The sequence below is a fragment of the Dialister histaminiformans genome (assembly GCF_900103425.1).
Taxonomy (GTDB): Bacteria; Bacillota; Negativicutes; order Veillonellales; family Dialisteraceae; genus Allisonella; species Allisonella histaminiformans.
In genome coordinates this window covers 10346-29265 of the sequence record NZ_FMXA01000020.1, presented here as the reverse complement: position 1 = coordinate 29265, position 18920 = coordinate 10346, and the positions used below count along the sequence as shown (strand labels likewise).

The following is an 18920-nucleotide window of genomic DNA, read 5'->3' as shown; positions in this document are numbered from 1 at the left end:
GCTTCATTCCTGTAATCTGCAAGGATTGCACCATCCTGAGCCGAGAATGGCATAATCATTCTTGCGGTCTTATGGTCTGCTTTAAAGCTGAATAAGAGTCAAACGTACAACAACACGCTTTCCTGTATCCCAACATACAGCATTCTACTTTCCACCACCAGCCAGCAAAGACCGGGCTGTCCATAGTATGGAAATCAAAGATTTCATAATTCTATGGACTTACAGCCAATGACGACACGACCGTGTCGTCATTCCCTCTCTCTCCAGAACGGGAAACGTTTTGCAATCTTTCCTTTAGTGCAACTTTTTCCATTTTATAGGAAAACTTTTTGCATCCTCCCCTAACCTCCTACTTTCCCCTTCCAATCGGTCTTTTCCGCACAGACAGTAAACAACGATTTTCCAAATTGGAAAATCGTTGTTTACTGCTTTCTGTTTTCTCCTGCAAAGCAGTAATCTTTGTACCGCCCTATGAGCCGCGGCTCATACAGCCCAGCATCCGTTCAGGATGCACAGCCCTGCGAATCTTCTGATTCACACAACCTTTGGGTGTCTGCTCATCTAATCCTTTCCACAGCCGGAATCGGAGCCCGTTCTACCAGGGAAACCAGGCAAAAAGTTCCTACGCAGGCAATCCATTCGGCGTAAATTACATGTGGCAGGATATGGGAGGCCGGAATGGTCATCCATACTACGAGTACCAGAATGGATACCAAGAGTGTCCACAGGGCTGCATTCTGGGAGCAGTGCTGTGGTGCATACATGGTCATGAGTACGATGACGGCGAAAGCTGTCATCAGGGACAGACCGGCCATGAGTGTCGTAATAATACCACTGCTGGGACGAATTCTCGCGGTACCACCCACATTACCTGATGAGTACAAAAAAAGAGTGGAACCCGGGGCGAAGTGTCTTCGCGGTACCACCCATGTATTCATCAGATCTCTCAACGGTTCATTAACGGAAATCACACCGGCAGAACCTACCTGATTCACGTTCAGCTCTGCAGTTCAAGAAAGAACTTCACATTGGATTGCCTTGCTGCCTCGCACCACCGTCAGCTCTCTGGAAAGGACACACCATGCTACTTTTTCCATCAACACTTTTACGCTTAGAAATGTTTGAAAATGTATTGGTTGTATTATACACGGAGCGGTCAGAAAAAAGCAAGGCCTGAATGAAAAAATAGGTTTGAGATTTGAGGGAAAATAAGGAAATTTTTTGGTAAAAAGGGGTATAGGTAACAGCCACATGCTTTCCCTTATCCCAACATAGTGGATTCTACTTTCCACCACCAGCCAACGGCTGGCGGTCCCCCTTTCTCTCCAGAGAGGGAAATATGTGATATCCTTCTACTTTCCTTTATTCAAACAAAGTGGAATCAACTATCCACCGACTTCGTCGGTCCCCCTTTCTTTCAAGAAAGGAGCATCGTTTCTCATGCTTTCCTTTAATCAGCTTTCGCATGCTTGCCCTTTGCAAGAAGAGAACATTCTGCTTCATTCCTGTAATCTGCAAGGATTGCACCATCCTGAGCCGAGAATGGCATAACCATTCTTGCGGCCTTATGGTCTGCTTTAAAGCGGAATAAGAGTCAAACGTACAATAGCACGCTTTCCTATATCCCAACATACAGCATTCTACTTTCCACCATCCGCTAAAGCGAATGGTCCCCCTTTCTCTCCAGAGAGGGAAATATGTGATATCCTTCTACTTTCCTTTATTCAAACAAAGTGGAATCAACTATCCACCGACTTCGTCGGTCCCCCTTTCTTTCAAGAAAGGAGCATCGTTTCGCATGCTTCCGTTAATCAGCTTTTGCATTCTTACCCTTTGCAAGAAGAAAACATTCCGCTTCACACCGTCCCGAATTCCATAGGAATTTGCTGACAGCAGACAAAGTTTGCGACCGTTACCCTCTCTCTCCAGAACGGGAAACGTATGGCATGCTTCTCTTCGTACAGCTTTTGCATTCTTGCAGTTATATAAAGGCTGCTATTCGCAAAATCCGCCAGCAGATTGGCTCCGCCGATCCGCTGGCTTGCCGTCTCTGGAATGGCCATGTGGCAATTCTTGCGGACCTGTGAAGCCCATGGCTTCACGTCAACCATGGAATTTGAACTAGCTCAAATTCCATACATGCTCATCCACCCCAGTGCTCCGATTATGAAATAGGGGCCGTAGGCGAATGTGCTTTTTCTTTTTTTCTTTCCCGTGAGGAGCATGACCAGGGCGCTGATGCCTCCGGTGATTATTCCAAAGAGGGAAATCATGAGCAGTGGTCCGGGACCGAACCAGAGTCCGAGACAGGCTATGAGTTTGATATCGCCACCACCCAGGGCGCCCCGGGTAAGGAGGGAGATGAGGAGGAACAGGGCGCCGCCTGCCAGTGCGGCAATCACCCGGTCCATATCCATGCCAGCTATCGCCGAGCAGGCCAGTCCGCCTATAGCAAAGAATAGCATCATCTCATCAAAGAGGCAGTACTGTTCAAAGTCAGTCATCATCATAAGGAGGAGCAGGGCCGTTCCGCCCAGCATAAGTACCAGAGGAAATCCGGAGGTAATGAACAGATACCGTATACCCAGGATGGCAAAAAGCAATGCCACGGCAGGTTTACGCCACTGGCTTCGGGATTCGACAGCATTTGGAAAGGTCAGAATATCCCTGTTTTTTGCATACAGCCTCTCCACCCATCTGGATCCGCCAAGGGACACCAGAGGGGACAGCAAAATTACAAGGGCCACATAGAAATACAACATAACAATTACTCCGTAAAAAAAGAAGCCTGCAGGCTGCAGGCTATCAGACAGCAGACCAGAAGTCAGATGGCTTCCTTTCCGACTAGACTAAAAGAACTCAGAACATTTTCATGCTTTCCCTTATCCCAACATATCAAGATGAGCCTTCGACTCATGGTCGGTGCAATTCCACAGGAATTGCAGGGGGGTGGATGTTGCACATGGCTTCTTCATATAAAGCAAAAATATTGCATACATCAGCACGCTTTCCTATGCTCCAACATACAGCATTCTACTTTCCACCATCTGCTGCGCAGATGGTCCCCCTTTCTCTCCAAAGAGGAAAACGTTTTGCAATCTCTCCTTTCCTATAATCAAATCTTATCAGATTGACCAATGAAAGATGAAATCAGCTAAGTAAGTGTCCAAAAAGAGGGGATAACTTGTTAACCAGCTGTCCACAGAATGGGGTTTGCCAGTTTAGCAGTGTCCACAATCATGGGTACAGTATAATCTTTCTCCATGCTTGCCATTCCCCTCAAATCTCAATTCTTAACTCTCAGATCTGTCTTTTCCTTCCACTGCATCCCTACCGCGAGGCCCAATCGCTTAGCTTCTCCGGCTTTCATTTCCAGAACGGAATCAGCTTTAAGGCAGGCGGAGATGCCGGTCCATGCCGGAAGATTCCTCACAATTTTTACAATGCGCTTCCGATTATCCACATACACCGCATCGATGGGAAAATACATGAAACACATGTGTATACTGTTAGTCTTATGAAGAAACAGGGCCTGTCCGGACGGCATTTCCTTCCGCATCATGAGCCCTTTAAATCGTTTCCATGCTGTATCTGCCAGTTCTACGGTGAAAACAATATTCGTATTTTCTATACCCCATGTCTGTGTCATAAACGATTTCTCCTCAGAAATCCAGAAACATTTCCCCTGTCACTTGCCCATACTCTGCATAAGGGACAGGATGGACGGAAGCAGTACGATGACGAACATAACCGGGAAAATGAAGAATACCAGCGGGAACACCATCTTAACCGGTGCCTGCATAGCTTTTCTTCTGGCTCTCTGCCTACGCAGATCACGCATATTATCCGCCTGGATTCTCAGCGTATCCCCCATAGAAGCCCCCAGGCGTTCCGATTGAATGACGGAGGTAACAAAAAGATTTAAATCCTGCACATCACAACGCTCCGCCATGAGACGCATGGCCCGGTGACGAGTCATGCCCATACGCACATCCCGCTGCATACGCCGGAATTCGTCCACCAGTTCGCCTTCCATGCTTTCGGTAATCTTCTGCATGGCTCCATCCAGAGAAAGGCCTGCAGTTACCGAAACAGACAGCAAATCCAGCACTTCCGGCAGCTGATAGGTAATAGCTTCCTTTCTCTTCCTTATCTGATGCCGTAACACCATAAAGGGGATAAGCCCGCCAAAAATCATGCCCAGCCAGACGACAAGTATACTCTTCGCCAGATTGGATGGATTTTCGGTAATCCACCAGAATCCATAGAGGCCCCCGAGAATCACACAGAGGAACCAGAATCCTTCAATAGACTTTATCTGCCACTTTCCCTGCTTGCCAGCCAGGACAATGCGGCGGTCCATTAATTTAGTCAGCGCCCCGGGAGCAAAGCGGGAGAAGAACGCAGCCACTTTTTTCAGCAGCGGCCAGATGGTTCGATCCGCCAACGGTGTATTTTTCAGTTCATTCTTTTCTGACAGTTCCGGTGAAGCCAGACGGTCCAGTCGGTTTTTGATCTCTGTCTGATTATTTCTTGCTCTGAGGAATACGAGGAAAATTCCAAAAAACACGGCCAGTGCAATCAGAGCCGATATGATAAGAATCAGCATACTCAATCACCATCCCATGCCATCGAGTCCACAGGGGTCTCGAAAAGATTCTTCGGAATTTCCACGCCTCTGGCCTTAAACTTGGACAGGAACTGCGGCTGCAGACCGGTGGCTTCATAGGTACCGATACACTTTCCATTATCATCAAATCCCTGCGGCTTGAAGCGGAACAGATCCTGGAGGACAATGACATTGCCTTCCAGCTGCTGCACTTCGGTAATGTAGGTTATCTTACGGGATCCATCCTGAATACGGGACTGATGGATAATCAGATCCAGTGCGGAAGCAATCTGATCCCGGATAGCCTTTACCGGCAGGTCCAGGCCTGACATGAGCACCATGGTTTCCAGACGGGAGAGTACATCTCTCGGGCTGTTGGCATGGGTCGTAGTCAGCGAACCATCATGGCCCGTATTCATGGCCTGAAGCATATCCAACGCTTCGCCGCCACGGACTTCGCCTACGATAATGCGGTCAGGACGCATACGGAGAGAGTTCTTTACCAGGTCACGGATAGTTACGGCGCCCTTGCCTTCAATGTTGGCCGGACGGGCTTCCAGTGATACGGTATGAGGCTGTTCCAGACGAAGTTCAGCCGCATCTTCAATGGTGACGATACGTTCGTCCGCAGGAATAAAAGAAGACAGCACATTCAATGTGGTGGTCTTACCGGAACCGGTCCCCCCGCTGACCATAATATTGAGCCGCGCCTTGATGCAGGCACGGAGGAAAATGGCCATTTCTTCTGACAGGGTGCCAAAGGAAATGAGATTTTCCACAGACAGCGGTGTCTGTGAGAACTTTCGGATGGTAATGCATGGCCCGTTCAGCGCCAATGGCGGAATAATGATGTTAACACGGGATCCGTCCTTGAGACGGGCATCTACCAGAGGAGACGCTTCATCGATGTGACGTCCCAGCGGGGTGACGATCTTATCTACCACTGTCATCAGATGCGCCGTATCCTGGAACTGGGCATCCGTCTTCTGCAGCTTGCCCATACGTTCCACATAAATAGATTTCGGTCCATTCACCATAATTTCGGTAACGGTGCTATCCTTCAGGAGCGGTTCGATGGGGCCAAGCCCCAGCATTTCATCGCAGATATCGGTTACAAGGCGCTTTCTTTCACTTCTGGGGATGGCCAGCGGATTATCTTCCAGTGCCCGTTCCACATATCCGGAAATAATGGTTTCCACTTCCTTGCGGGAAAGGCCGGCATCCAGATTCTGCTGATGCTCTGCCGACATTTCATCCACAATCCGACGGTGAATGGTATTCTTCACCTTCTGGTAAGAATCAGACTGCACCTTAGCAGTACGCCCTGCAAATATAGATTTTTCTTCTGCCTTTAATTCAGCCTTACGCCCTAATCGTTCAAGAAGAGTCACTTCTTACACCGCCTGCCTGTAAAAAAATTTATAGAATAAAGACATCACCTGATGTGATGTCCTGCCTTACGTACCGGAATCTTCCACCTGTTTCTCATTGTACATATAGTACCGGATGGTATATCCCTTCGGTACCTCAATGCCGATTCCTTCCAACAGATGCACAAAGGCATACTGGTTATTCAGCTTGGTGGTAATTTCCACACGCACGCCATCAGCCGGTACGCTATCACCGGACATGCCCTTGGTGGACTGGATGGTAATCTGGCTGAATTCATACAGATTGGTGGTCATGTGTGTATTCTCTATCATAGATCCGTACTGCTGTTCCAGGCCTTTGTACGAAGAGTTCACCGGTCCGGTAATCGCCGCTTCTCTGGCCGCCATACGGGCCATATTGTCATAGGACATATAATCACTGAACAAGAATCCTACATACATGGTCCCAAAAAGAAACAAAACAAAAAGAGGGAGCAGCAATGCAAATTCCACCAGAGTCTGTCCTCTCTGTTTCATTGTCGTTCCCTCCCCGTCTTTAATGTGAAAATGGATATACGCATGCCGCCTATATCCATTCAATGCCACTTTCTGGGAAAAACAGCAGATTCCTGCTGCCCTTCCCAGAAAGCACCTGCCGAAGCAGATGTTTTCTGATTGTTTCCACAACCTTGGTATATGCAATATACCTATTAACCGTTGGAAGCTGCAGCTTTTGTGGATATCGAAGCCGCATCCTTAGTCAGGCTGCCTGCGTTGCTGAAAATAGCTGTCAGAGAATCCTTAAGTCCGGAAGCCTGATAAATCAGAACGCCTACAGCAACGATGAGCGCCAGAAGCAGTGCATATTCAATCAGGTCCTGACCCTTTTCACTGCCATATACAGTACGGTAGTAGTCATAAATCTGGAATAACATAGTTTTTCCCCCCTTCCAGTTGTCCTTGGCAATAACTGCCATAATAAATAGCCTTGTGGCCGCCCCCAGGTTCCAGGACGTCGCCGGGGGAAGGGATTCACCCCTTCGGAAAGATACTATACTGCATATAATATCCTTCAGAAGGGGCACCTTGTGCAAGATCCCCTTCACAAACCACTTTCTACCTACAAATTATCACAATTTTACAAATAAGTAAACATGATAATCAGGGAAATGATTAACAAAAAATTTTATATTTTGATATCCATAATCTTCCGGATAACCAGGAAGCCAATAACCTCCATAACAAACCCCACCCCGATAGCTATATGCCCATAGGTGGTAGTCAGAAGAGGCTGCATATATTCCGGCGAAATCATATAAAGAACCACACCAAGGATTGGCGGAAGCAGAGCCAGTACCGCGCCGGTAGCCCGTCCCTGGGCGGTCAGTGTACCGATTTCCCGGCGCAGGCGCACGCGCTCCCGGATAGTCTCATTTATGGTGTCAATGATTTCCGCCAGATTGCCCCCTACCTGCTGCTGAATAATTACCGCGGTGACAATGAGGGAAAAATCCGGACTGTTCACCCGCGCATCCATACGGCGGAGTGCCTGTTCCATAGGTACCCCCAGCGAGGTCTCCCGCACCACCCGGCCAAATTCCGTATTCATAGGCGGCTGCATTTCCCGGGAAATAAGTTCCATAGTCTGGAGGAAAGAAAAGCCGGCGCGGAGCGCATTGGCCACCAGAGAGAGGCAATCCCCCAGCTGATGGACAAAGGCATCATGACGACTCTTGATGCAATAAAGAACATAGAACCATGCAGCCATGCATACACCTGCACCGATGACCACCCCGTTCCATGCGCTACCGGTAAGTATCCAGCCAACAACCAGAACGATTGCAAACAAGACCAGCAGGAGCAGCAGGAATTCTGATCCCTGGAGGGGGATACCCGCCTGCTGCATGCGCATATCCAGGCCGGTTCCCTGCTTCTTTCTTGCATTTTTTCTGACCCTTTGCTGCAACCAGCGACGGAGGGCCATTCCGATTTCCTGCAGGGCAGAAGGTTCCTTTATCCGGCCTGCGTCCAGATCGATGCCTGCATATTCCTGGACACGGCTGGACACAGCGCGATGCTGGCTTGCCGCGCGACCGGCCACCAGATACAGTGCCAGAAACAGCAGAAATGCAATAAGCAGCGACGCTGCTATAATCATCTGTCCTTCACCACCTTGGTTTTCCGTTACTTTTCCGCTACGAGCGCATCGGCCATGGCCAGTACTGCCCGGGAGAACGGATCATTTTCATCTTCATTGATAGCCAGACGGCCATTGTCCGCCGACTCAGATACCAGATTATAGGCATTGGGAATAATATATTTCACCGGATAGCCCATAAGCTGGCTGAATTTTTCCTGATTTTCCTTTCCCGGAACCAGGCGGGTAAACAGGAGCTCTACCCGTTTTTCATAATCGTCCCAGGCTCTGAATATGTCCAGTGCTCTCCGCATATGCACCACTTCATACCCGCCATTATACATAGTCATAAGGATGGTACGGGTAGACAGTTCGCAGGCGGTGGCGGTGATATCGGAAAAGCCGGATGGCATATCGATGAGTACATAGCCATACAGGCTCTTTACCATGTTAATCAGGCCGGTAAATTTATCGATGGTTACTACATCCACCTGTTCCGGCTTGCTGGCACCGCACAACACATGCAGATTTTCACTGACTTTTACAAAATACGATTTCAGCGTAACCGGAGACAGGAATTCAATATCCCGTATCGCTTCCGTAATGGTGCTCTGCGAGCGGAGATTGAGGAATACACTCTGATCCCCAAACTGAAAATCCGCATCGATAATAGCTACCGGTTCATTGACTTTCCTGGCCATAGCGGCTGCCAGATTGGATACCAGCGTCGTTTTGCCACTCTTTCCCTTAGGGCTGAAAAAGGTGATGACTTTCGACCGGCCGCCCGTATGAATACGGGTAAATGTCTTTACCGCCTCGGTAAGTTCTGCTCCGGTAAAAGGCTTAATCATGTAGCCGCTGGCTCCAGCCTGAATCAGCCTGGCCTGTTCTTCCGAATCCCACTGCCGGGAAAGGCAGATAATGGCCGCTTTTGGAAAAGTCCGCTTCAAATGGTCAAAACCCTTCAAGCCTTTTTCCTCTTCAATATCCACCAGAATCAGATCGGCCTTAAGCTTTTCTGCATTCTCTATGGCCTCATCCGGCTCTGCATACCAGGCGCTCAGTTCAAAATCCGGCGTGTTGCGAATAACCCGGGTAAGCCTTTCCTTCATCAATCGTTCCGGTTCTATAAGGACTGTTCTGTACAGCAATCGAACTCTCCTCCCTTAGGAAAACAGACGGCCGATCCAGCCGCCTTCCGACCGTCCGCCGCGGTCACGGGTCTGCCCCTGAGGTATATAGTCCGACACAATACTTCCAATCTGCCGGGCCAGTTCGGTATCCCCATGCCCTACCATAAGCGGCACACCCTGCTGAATAGACTGCTGGGCACTGCGGAAATCATTAGGCAGGAAGAAATCAAATTCTCTCCCGAGAATGCGCACTACATCATCAATGGCAATGCGGGTTCTGGCATTACTTCGGTTCAAGATGAAACGGATTTTCCTGCTGTTATACCCCAGATCCTTCAGTAAATCTGCCCCGATTTTCATATCCTTGATGGTAGGGATGAAATCAATGATTCCCATATAGTACACTACCGTGGATAAATCCATAATGGACAGATTTAACGCGCTGAACGTGGAGGTGGTATCAATAACCACATAGTCATACTCAACCTGCAGCTCCCCGATAAGGCGGCGTATCACCTGAATATCCATGTTATACGCCTCTTCCAGGAGAAGCGGATTGGCCAGCACGTCAAAGCGCACATGTTCCCTGTCATACGGCGTAAGAAACTCGGTAATCCTCAGGGAATCCGGATGGTGCTCTGCTGCGCGCTGCGCGTCCGCCACCGTCTTTTCCGGTGTCAGCTTCAGATAATGGCACACATCACCAAACTGCAGATCCAAATCCGCCAGACAGACTTTAGCGCCTCTGGCTGCCAGACCGGCCGCCATATTGATAGCAAACAGCGTCTTTCCTGCCGCATAGGCGGTACTGAATGCGGTTAATACAATGCCCTTTCTCCCTCCGGCCATGAACACTCCTCTTTTCTACTGGTTACCTCTGGGAAAGAATCGCCTGAATCCGGGAACGGACACTGCCTTTGGGCTGCGCTTCCGCTGCCACAGCGGTATCCTCGGCTTCTTCCTCTGTATCATCATCCATATAGGCGCTGTCAAGAATAGCATCTACCCGTTTCTGCCGTTCTTCTGCTTCCTTTACACCTTCCCTGTCGCGAACAACCTGCAGCTTATTCCGGTTCTTCGCATAATCTTCTGCAGAAAGCGGTACATATACCGTATGCCCGGTCGAGTCGCGGGTCTTCAGAATATGGGAATCCGGACGAACCGGCTGTTTCTTTTCCACCACTACGGTCTGTCCCTGGGACTTATCGTCGCCCCATACATCCCGTTCCTGTTCTGCTGTCCCCGGATCTGCCGGCTTGTTTACATCTACCTTTTCCGCATTGCGTACGTACCGTTCGCCTTCTTCATACTTGCCCTTCATCTGCTGACTCATGCCCACCGGGCTGTCATCACTCACCAGGGTCGGGGTAATGAGAATAATCATTTCCCTCTTATCCCTTGTGTTGGACGTATGCCGGAAGAACTGCCCGATAATCGGCAGATCCCCCAGGAAGGGAACTTTGGTTACCGTCTTGCTGTCTTCTGAATTAAGCAGGCCGCCAATGGCCATAGTCATACCAGAACGGACATTGATGACCGCATCGGCTTCCCTGGAAGCCAGGGCCGGTACCACGAAGCCATTCTGTGTTACCCCATGGCCATAATCCAGAGTGGACACTTCGGCATGAACTTTGGATGTAATCTTATTTTCTGCATCCACTACCGGTTCAATATTGAGGCGCACACCATATTCCCGCCAGTCAACGGAGATCTTGCCATCTCCATCCGCAGTAGGAATCGGAATACGTCCGCCGATAAGGATATCCGCCTTCTGGCCGCTCATAGTGGTGATGGACGGGCGGGACAGAATCCTTGCCTTACCATTGGATACCAGGGCCTGCACCGTAGCATTGATATTGGATACATGACGTCCCAGCCATCCCAGCGTACCGCCACGGGAATTTTTAAAATCTTCCCCGACAAAAATCTGATTGACCGGCCCCTGTTCATCAGTGCTGTCTCCCAGTGCCGGAGTCCAGAACTGAATCCCCAGATTCTTTTCATCATCTGCATTGATTTCAATGATCTGCGCTTCCAGGCGCACCTGGGTCGGATGTGTCAGATCCATAAGGTCCACTACATTATCGCCGCCCTCCGATGAACTCCCTGTATAGAGCTGAGCGATCTTCATAGCGGTGTCATGATCGTACTGATTCTTTACCTTACCACGAATGAGCACCTTGCCATTCATCATCTGTACCTGAACGCCAGGAATTCCGACGGCTTCCTGAATCGCCTTGGCCTGCCCCTGATCTTCTCCGGATACATAGACACTGTACTCTTCCCGGACGCCATTACCCGACCAGACAATCAGCGAAGTGGTGCCTGCCTTTTTGCCCACCAGAAGGAAATCGTGGTTGGAAAGAAGGTTGATATCTGCGATTTCCGGATTCCCCACAGCTATGCGGGTAATTTTCGGCGCCGTCATATATTTCGTACTGTTTAGCGGCAGCGTAACCGGAACCGCTGCCAGTACACTTTCGGCTCCCAGCAGCAATGCGGCGCTGACCAGGAGGCTTATTCTCTTTATCTGCTTATTCATACTATTAATACCCCCTGCTGGATGTTGTACCACGGATAACTTCTACGCCAAAGCTGCCGGATGCAGCGGAAGGTGTAGATACTACCGGACTGTTGGAATACGCCGGTGCCGCCGGAGCACTTCCTGTGCTCGAAGGAGTATAGGCCGGTGCTGCATAGGCCGCCTGGGCATCCCCTGCAGACTGTGCCTGCGGGTTAGCCTGTGCCTGCGGAAGCGGGATTACATAGTAAGCACCAGAATCCACATCACTGGCGCCAAACGGGCGAAGCATAAGCTGCAACTGTCCCAGCTGCGCTGACGCCAGAAGTTTAGCCGCATCATACGGCGTAAGAGCTACCGTAACCACCGCCGGAGTTCCCGACGCATTGGCCTGCGCCGCCGGAGAATTTATAGATATCTTATTCACCGCCAGAAGCAGTACATCCCGGAGTACCATCTTGGTGGTAATGTTATCTTCATTTACCTTATCGCTGGTAAGAAGGATATCCACCTTGTCCCCCGGCTTAGCAAAGCCGGCTACAGCGGTCACATCGTTCACCGAGAAGGAAATAGCACGCATGCCCGGAGGAATGAGCCCCAGGAAGCCGGATGGTCCTCGGGCCGATACTTTCCGCGCGGTGAGTACATCCCCTTCCTGCATGGGAACCGATACCGTCTTGCCAATAGCGGCGCGCACATCCGTAAAGGCTCCCTTTGGCATGGCTTCCGGACTAATATTCACCGTTTTCACCATATCATCGGTAATTACCGTATTGGCCGGAATATCCTGCGCCGCTTCCACCACCGCGGTCACTGGTGCCTGCTTTTTCCCTGCCGGCGATTCCAGCAGTGAAGAAAGAAGCATATAGATGACAACAAACACGATAAGTGCAATGGCCGCACACACGGCAAACAGTTTTCTTGGCGACATCCGTTCCGCCATTTCCGTTAATCGCTGAAATAAATTCACGTCGCTTCCCCCTGACGTCAGATTGTTTACAGCAGTGCATAAACAAAACTACTGAAAAAAGGTCCTGAAGACCCTAGTGTACTTTATTCAATCTTATTCTATCACATGGCCTGTGGCTATACAAAAATTACGTATAAGAAAACGGCACAATTTTTGCCCACGTGCCGTTTTCTGAAAATTTCACTACTTTTCTTCCTTCACTGGATAGGTTACATGTACACCTTTCAGTCCGAAATATCGGGCAAAGGCCACATTTGCCCAACTTTCATCGTTGTTAGCCAGATTCATGTTAACCACATGCAATCCAGACATAAGCAGCCATCCGTCATCACTGGCCGGGGGAGGAGAAGAAATAACCAGCACCTGCCCCTTCCCCCGAAGACTTTCTGCCTGATTCCAAATTCCCTGCATGTACTGATGCTGACGACTATACATGACCAGATTCATTGTACCGGTGATTGCCATGTACAGAACAGCCAGGCCGTAGAGTACGCGAAAGGCACTCGTCTGCAGCACCGGGGCATGATGCACTTCTCCCTGCGCAGATATAAGAAGCACAGATATGACCAGGAATACTAATTGCGGAAACACGCTGCGCCCAGGAAGAATAGGTGAAAACAGCATAATCAACTCAAACAGTACGCCAGTAGCTGCAAACCATGTCGCCAGATAGAAGTATTTCCGATCAATCCCTGCCCTGAGGAGATTTTCTTTCCTGCGCCACACCTTGAACAGATAAAACCACAGTAAGGCCTGGAGAACGATAGCCATGCCAAGAACGCTTACATGTTCTTTATCCAGATATAGAAGCTGTCGATGCATTCCAAACTGCTCATGAAGTCTTACCACATTTCCCGGTGCCAGCATAAGGGCAAAATACCCGACTCCCAGTCCAATGAGTCCCCATAGCATCCAGGCTGACAGCGTTTTCTTTTTCCACACATAGAGAAGATACAGCCCGCCGGATAAGCCAATCCAGCAGATAGTATTCTCATTGGAATTTCCCGCCAGGAATCCTAGCACAAACCAGAGCAGACCAAACCACACCGGATAAGCCGCCTTCCCATCGGTCACATAATGATGCACATAGGGCACAAGAAACAGTGTCAGGAATGTAGATGTCCAGAGATAGTTACAGGAGCCAGCCACCCAGAGCATAGTGCCCCCAAAGTTGCTATTACATGCCCAAATGCAGAAAAAGGACAATCCGGTGATAAAAGGAGACAATTCAGCAGTCGCCCTGCCTCCCAGTGCAATCCACTGCATGGCCAGAAGAAGCAGCACAACCATGCCCGCATTAACCACATCAAACCAGCCTTTCCCCACCCAAAGGAAAAACATAGCAAAGAAATGCGCCACCATGCGGCCGCCCCAGGTCATATAGTGCAGTTTCAGGGAATAGAAAATATCACCGAAGTTCTGAATACGCCGGGCATTCTCTGACAGCGGCCTCAACATGTCATGTCCCTCCCAGACAAAGGAATAGATATAATCATCCCCGTAAAAGCGGTAGCACAGGGCATTTAACGCCCACATCAAAAGAAATACTCCCAGCAGAATCAGCCACGACCGCCGGGCAGCACTGATTTTTCTCATAAAGCCTCCTGCAAAACTGTTTTCTTAATCATTATAGCAGAGAGCCCCTTTGCCGGGGCTCCCTGCAGACGCCAAGTATAAAAGCCTTAACGGTTTTCTCCAGACTTCATCCCGAAATCTTTCACATTTTAAAGTTAACCCCCTGAAAACGATGCCGAGAAGCGTACAGGATTTCCTGTATATCTCAGATAGCTACACTATGAAAATTGTAATTATAAGTTTCTTGAATTACAATTTTATCAGTCGTGTCTTTATTTCCAGTGTTTTCATGTTCAAGATTGGGGACAGATGGTATGTTATCCGTACGTTCTATGATTTTCCAAACATTTCGCAACAAAAATTTCTTTCATGCTTTAAGTACTTTTGTATACGTCCTATTCTTGGGGATTGTTATTCAGATTCCAGGAATAGGTGAATACTTTGAAGGCCTGCGTCCACTGTTGTTTCTATCTCTTCTGTCTGCCCTGATTTTTTATATGACTGGTTTTAACCGGAAATTCATTATGTTTTCCGTGATATATGTATTTTTATTTGTTTCATCTTCGTTGATTCCCATACTTCAGGAGGAACTGATCCCCCGGAAAGAGATTATTTCCAGCTTCCTTTTCGGAGGTGGCTGGCATTCTGGTCGCTGATTTATCATCTTGGCAAAACTCAACATGGGTTTCTAAGGGCACTCCTTTGTGGCTCAGCCAATTTTTTCCGCCTGCTGGCCTTATTATTACCTATGCTGCTATGGGGATATTATCTGGTCAGTGGTGGATACGCTTTATCCAGTGCAGTTTTGCTGACCTTGTTTCAAACCAACTGGAATGAATCGATAGCCTATATGAGAAGTCAAAATCTCTGGCTTTGGGGAATGGCCGTTATTTTACTATTGTTGACCTTATGGGGAATGACAGCAATCATGAAACAAAGCCAGGAGAAGGCTTCTGCTTCTTTTTCCTGGAAAAAATTTTGCTGCCTCCTGTTTCTCTTTTGGTGGGGCGGTCCGTCCTTAATGACAATCAGTCTTGCCTATGCTCCTATCCGGATGGGCATGGAAACCAGAGCATCTCTTGCCGATTACAGAGTATATGGACAAAATCATGCCCTGCGTGAAAAACGCCTAAAAAACCTAAGAGGACTTCATACTCTACATGCAGGCGGCCTCTATGTGCTTGTTATAGGAGAGTCTGAAACCCGGGATCATATGCAGGTTTATGGCTATAAAAGAGCAACTACACCATGGCTGAGCAAACAGAAAGAAACGGGCAATGCTTTATTCTTCTCTCATGCCTATTCCAATTATGTAACCACGGTCCCCGCCCTGACTTATGCACTAAGTACCAGGAATCAGTATAATCAGGTAAATCTTTCCGATGCATATTCCCTGATAGAAGTAGCCAAAGCTGCTGGATTTAATACCTTCTGGATTAGCAACCAGAGAAAATTCAGCCCCTGGGATACTCCGGTAGCAGAAATAGGAAGTACCTCCGATCATCAGATATGGCTGAATAGCCGCATAGGCTCTGAGGATATTTTCACTGAATACTACGATAGCGCACTGGCCGATAAAATCCCGTTGCCAAAAGAAAACAAAAACCATCTTATCGTGATTCATCTCATGGGGTGTCATAAATTTTATTCAGACCGTTACCCTGCGAATGCCACTTATTTTAAAGGGACAGACTACAGGGATCTTTATGACAATGCGGTTCGTTATAATGATTATGTACTCGAACAGATTTACCAGAAAGTCAGTGCTTCCCCGAATTTTAAGGGAATGGTTTATTTTTCAGATCATGGAGAGGACGCGACTAAACTTTTTGATCATAACCCCAGTCAGTTTTCATGGCAGATGACACGCATCCCCTGTATCATCTGGCTGAGCGATTCTTATCGTCAGGAAAATCCGAAGGTATATAAGACGCTGTCTGCCAATCAGGATAAGTACTGGACAAATGACCTGGTATATAACCTCATGGTTAATCTTATGGGTATTCAAGGGGCACCGGAAAATAATCTCCGGTGGGATATCTCCTCTCCGAAATATGCCATGACAAAAAAGGACCTTATGACGCTTCATGGGGAAAAGAAGCTGTATGAGGAACAATGAGCGCTTCGAAATGCAGAAGCCTAAATTTGAATCAGAACAGGAAAAGGTCGTCAGAAATATCAATTCATTTCCGACGACCTTTTTAGATGTCATTCACAGAATCCACTCGCAGATCGGCTTTGCCAGCCTGCCCACGCAAATCTCACATCTCAATTCTCAAATCTATCTTTTTTCACAGCAACAAAAAAGCAGTGATGATTTCTCATCACTGCTTTCAGCCTGGTGACCCAAGAGAGATTCGAACTCCCGACACCTTGATTCGTAGTCAAGTGCTCTATCCAGCTGAGCTATTGGGCCACATGGCAGGGGTAGAGGGACTCAAACCCACAACCTACGGTTTTGGAGACCGTTGCTCTATCAATTGCGCTATACCCCTATCTGTCATAACGACTATTAAATAATAACAGGAACTGAGAAAAAATGCAAGAGGTTTTTTCTGCTTTTTTCTCAGTTCCGTTTCAAATGGCTAATTTTTATGCAAGGCCCGCTTCTTTTGGATCAAGGGTTACGGTTCCGTCTTCCAGCACAAAACAGGGGATTCCGACCCATCCGTTTTTTCTCGCTTCTTCCATAGCCGGGCTGGTATCCCGGAGGTGAATAAATTGTTTCATGTGAAGCACATGGGTCCCTATATCAATCACTTCATAACGAGATGTATCTTTCAACCTGTCCATCAGCACCTGGCAATCCGGACAGGTTGGCATAATATATACTTTTATCATTTTCCCTCCTTATGGCTGAACTACATACCGGTCGTCCACATCTTCGGTAAGGCGGACGACGGACGGGCTTCCTGTACCACCACCGCCACCGCCGCCTCCACCGGCATGTTCCCAGTCCTTCCAGGTAATGGATAGCCCGTTCTGGGTTATACGAATGGCATTTCCCACCACGGTACCAACCACCGGCTTATTCCCGGTCAGCCATACTTCGCCGTGCGGCGCATACAGGATGCCATGGAATGCATCGCCGTGATTATTCAGCCGAATATTCCCGTGAAGAGATACCAGAATGGTATGGGCACTACCCGTTTCATTCTTAAACTGCTGGGTAAGATTTACGGACAAATTGCCGTCTGCCACAATAATCCGGTATGGGGTATCATCCCCGGTCCAATCCACATGGAAACCATAATCATCCCTGCTTACATCCAGCTGGTGACTATACTGCCATCCACTGTACTTATTATCATTATCACTGATAATCTGGTCGACATTACTGCTGTTGATTTCTGAAGCCAGGTAGATACCGTTTGCCTTCCGTTCATCAGATGACATATTGGCCCACTGGACTATCTTGTTATACAGATCCGCTGCTGCACCGGATGAATCGGCCTCAATATCCAGCGGGGCGGCATAGTGCTCTGATGCCACTATATCTTTTCCGTACTGAGATCCATCCGCCTCACCTATGCGGGCATAATGGCGCCAGGTATAGGAATATTCTCCCGTAATCGGATTGTACCATGTAATCACTTTCCAGTCATTGTCATAAAGCCCCTTGCCTTCCGACTCATTGACATGATCCCAGTAATTATCACGGCGGTTGACCCAGAGCTTATCATCATCATTAATGGATGTGGAAAATTGCCCTGGATCTACCAGAACACGGCGCGCACCATTCGCTACATTGTCATCAATATACACAGGACCATCGGCATGTACCTGGCCGACAATGTGAATATTGGTATTCTGGAAAATAAGGGATTCTCTGTACCGATTTCCCATCCAGTCCTGATACCATTCCCCCTGGCCCCCGATGATAGCGTAGTTGTAAATGTTGTCACCGCCCGGACTCACGCTGCCTCCACTGAGCTTACAGGTAGCCACTACATGCACAGGAAGCAGATCATAGCCGAACATGCGGGTAAATATAGCCCGGGTGTCCTTTTTAGCATACAGGCTGATCATGACTCCCTGCGCTTCATCATTATCCTTGAATCGGTAAACCACCTTTTCAATCTGTCCGTTGTCGATATCGCTGTTCAGGTATTTTTTCATAGAATTTAATACCTGCGTCCGCTTATCCGGATCATCCCAATCCGCTACATAGGTATATCCCCCGGCCAGAACCGCCGCATCGGCTGCATGCTGCAGTTTAGACTTCTGTACGTACATATACCCCAGATCGTATACCAGCCCGCAGAGAATAAAGATTATCGGCAGCATAATGGCCGTAAAAACCAGCATTGCCCCTTTTTGTCTGTTGTCCTGCCTATTCATCCTCTCACCCCGCTTCGTTATACATAATTCTTATAATTTCATTCTACCATAAAGGCAAACCAAGCGGATACCGGGGAAAGCGTATCCTATTCCTGCCATTCCTTTTGATTCACATAGTGGATTCTACTTTCCACCATCTCTCTCCAGAGAGGAAAATATGTGATATCCTTCTGCTTTCCTTTATTCAAACAAAGTGGAATCAACTATCCACCGACTTCGTCGGTCCCCCTTTCTTTCAAGAAAGGAGCATCGTTTCTCATGCTT

Annotated in this window: 17 protein-coding genes, 2 tRNA genes and 1 other annotated feature; of the genes, 2 read left to right on the top strand and 17 right to left on the bottom strand. The window is 48.4% G+C overall.

Going from position 1 to position 18920, the window contains the following annotated elements; genetic code table 11:
- Positions 1-557: 557 nt before the first annotated feature.
- The 13 genes from BLQ79_RS06915 to BLQ79_RS06855 form a co-directional block, all read right to left on the bottom strand.
- Positions 558-866 (bottom strand): hypothetical protein, encoded by a 309-nt coding sequence (locus tag BLQ79_RS06915; protein ID WP_234944947.1) that lies wholly within the window; start codon positions 864-866, stop codon positions 558-560.
- Positions 836-1109, bottom strand: a binding site (T-box leader). Its footprint overlaps the gene before it by 31 nt.
- Before the next feature lie 1017 nt (positions 1110-2126).
- Positions 2127-2762, bottom strand: coding sequence for a prepilin peptidase (locus tag BLQ79_RS06910; RefSeq protein ID WP_091365217.1), 636 nt, complete (start codon positions 2760-2762; stop codon positions 2127-2129).
- Positions 2763-3286: 524 nt separating this feature from the next.
- Complete coding sequence (locus BLQ79_RS06905) at positions 3287-3649, bottom strand: DUF192 domain-containing protein (RefSeq protein ID WP_091365214.1); 363 nt, start codon at positions 3647-3649, stop codon at positions 3287-3289.
- Between the two features lie 39 nt (positions 3650-3688).
- Positions 3689-4609 carry a type II secretion system F family protein gene (locus tag BLQ79_RS06900; RefSeq protein ID WP_091365213.1) on the bottom strand — a complete coding sequence of 307 codons (921 nt, stop codon included), beginning with the start codon at positions 4607-4609 and terminating at the stop codon, positions 3689-3691.
- Positions 4610-4611: 2 nt separating this feature from the next.
- Complete coding sequence (locus BLQ79_RS06895; protein WP_091365211.1) at positions 4612-6000, bottom strand: CpaF family protein; 1389 nt, start codon at positions 5998-6000, stop codon at positions 4612-4614.
- Between the two features lie 66 nt (positions 6001-6066).
- A complete protein-coding gene (locus tag BLQ79_RS06890) occupies positions 6067-6516 on the bottom strand; it encodes a TadE/TadG family type IV pilus assembly protein (protein WP_091365208.1) in 450 nt (149 codons plus the stop codon).
- A 173-nt stretch (positions 6517-6689) separates the two neighbouring features.
- Positions 6690-6914, bottom strand: coding sequence for a Flp family type IVb pilin (locus tag BLQ79_RS08180; RefSeq protein WP_143270108.1), 225 nt, complete (start codon positions 6912-6914; stop codon positions 6690-6692).
- A 251-nt stretch (positions 6915-7165) separates the two neighbouring features.
- The gene (locus BLQ79_RS06880; protein ID WP_091365204.1) at positions 7166-8137 is read right to left on the bottom strand and encodes a type II secretion system F family protein; all 972 of its coding nucleotides are present in this window, start codon (positions 8135-8137) and stop codon (positions 7166-7168) included.
- A gap of 26 nt (positions 8138-8163) precedes the next feature.
- Positions 8164-9267 (bottom strand): response regulator, encoded by a 1104-nt coding sequence (locus BLQ79_RS06875; RefSeq protein ID WP_091365202.1) that lies wholly within the window; start codon positions 9265-9267, stop codon positions 8164-8166.
- Between the two features lie 15 nt (positions 9268-9282).
- Positions 9283-10098 (bottom strand): AAA family ATPase, encoded by an 816-nt coding sequence (locus BLQ79_RS06870; protein ID WP_091365200.1) that lies wholly within the window; start codon positions 10096-10098, stop codon positions 9283-9285.
- 22 nt (positions 10099-10120) lie between these two features.
- The gene (locus BLQ79_RS06865) at positions 10121-11791 is read right to left on the bottom strand and encodes a type II and III secretion system protein family protein (protein WP_091365197.1); all 1671 of its coding nucleotides are present in this window, start codon (positions 11789-11791) and stop codon (positions 10121-10123) included.
- A gap of 4 nt (positions 11792-11795) precedes the next feature.
- Positions 11796-12740, bottom strand: a complete 945-nt coding sequence (cpaB, locus tag BLQ79_RS06860) for a Flp pilus assembly protein CpaB (protein WP_143270106.1) — start codon at positions 12738-12740, stop codon at positions 11796-11798.
- 183 nt (positions 12741-12923) lie between these two features.
- Positions 12924-14336, bottom strand: coding sequence for a DUF3329 domain-containing protein (locus BLQ79_RS06855; RefSeq protein WP_091365193.1), 1413 nt, complete (start codon positions 14334-14336; stop codon positions 12924-12926).
- Between the two features lie 1000 nt (positions 14337-15336).
- Between BLQ79_RS06855 and BLQ79_RS06845 the strand changes: the two genes are divergently transcribed.
- Positions 15337-16434 (top strand): phosphoethanolamine transferase, encoded by a 1098-nt coding sequence (locus tag BLQ79_RS06845; RefSeq protein ID WP_159427874.1) that lies wholly within the window; start codon positions 15337-15339, stop codon positions 16432-16434.
- 10 nt (positions 16435-16444) lie between these two features.
- The gene (locus BLQ79_RS06840) at positions 16445-16660 is read left to right on the top strand and encodes a hypothetical protein (RefSeq protein WP_143270104.1); all 216 of its coding nucleotides are present in this window, start codon (positions 16445-16447) and stop codon (positions 16658-16660) included.
- Here BLQ79_RS06840 and BLQ79_RS06835 read toward each other — a convergent pair.
- From BLQ79_RS06835 to BLQ79_RS06820, 4 genes are all read right to left on the bottom strand, one after another.
- A tRNA-Arg gene (locus BLQ79_RS06835) sits at positions 16655-16731 on the bottom strand. The two genes, BLQ79_RS06840 and BLQ79_RS06835, sit on opposite strands and share 6 nt — an antisense overlap.
- A gap of 3 nt (positions 16732-16734) precedes the next feature.
- Positions 16735-16810, bottom strand: a tRNA-Trp gene (locus BLQ79_RS06830).
- Between the two features lie 97 nt (positions 16811-16907).
- Positions 16908-17156, bottom strand: coding sequence for a glutaredoxin-related protein (locus tag BLQ79_RS06825; protein WP_091365183.1), 249 nt, complete (start codon positions 17154-17156; stop codon positions 16908-16910).
- A gap of 9 nt (positions 17157-17165) precedes the next feature.
- A complete protein-coding gene (locus BLQ79_RS06820; RefSeq protein WP_159427873.1) occupies positions 17166-18623 on the bottom strand; it encodes a Tad domain-containing protein in 1458 nt (485 codons plus the stop codon).
- Between the last annotated feature and the right edge of the window lie 297 nt (positions 18624-18920).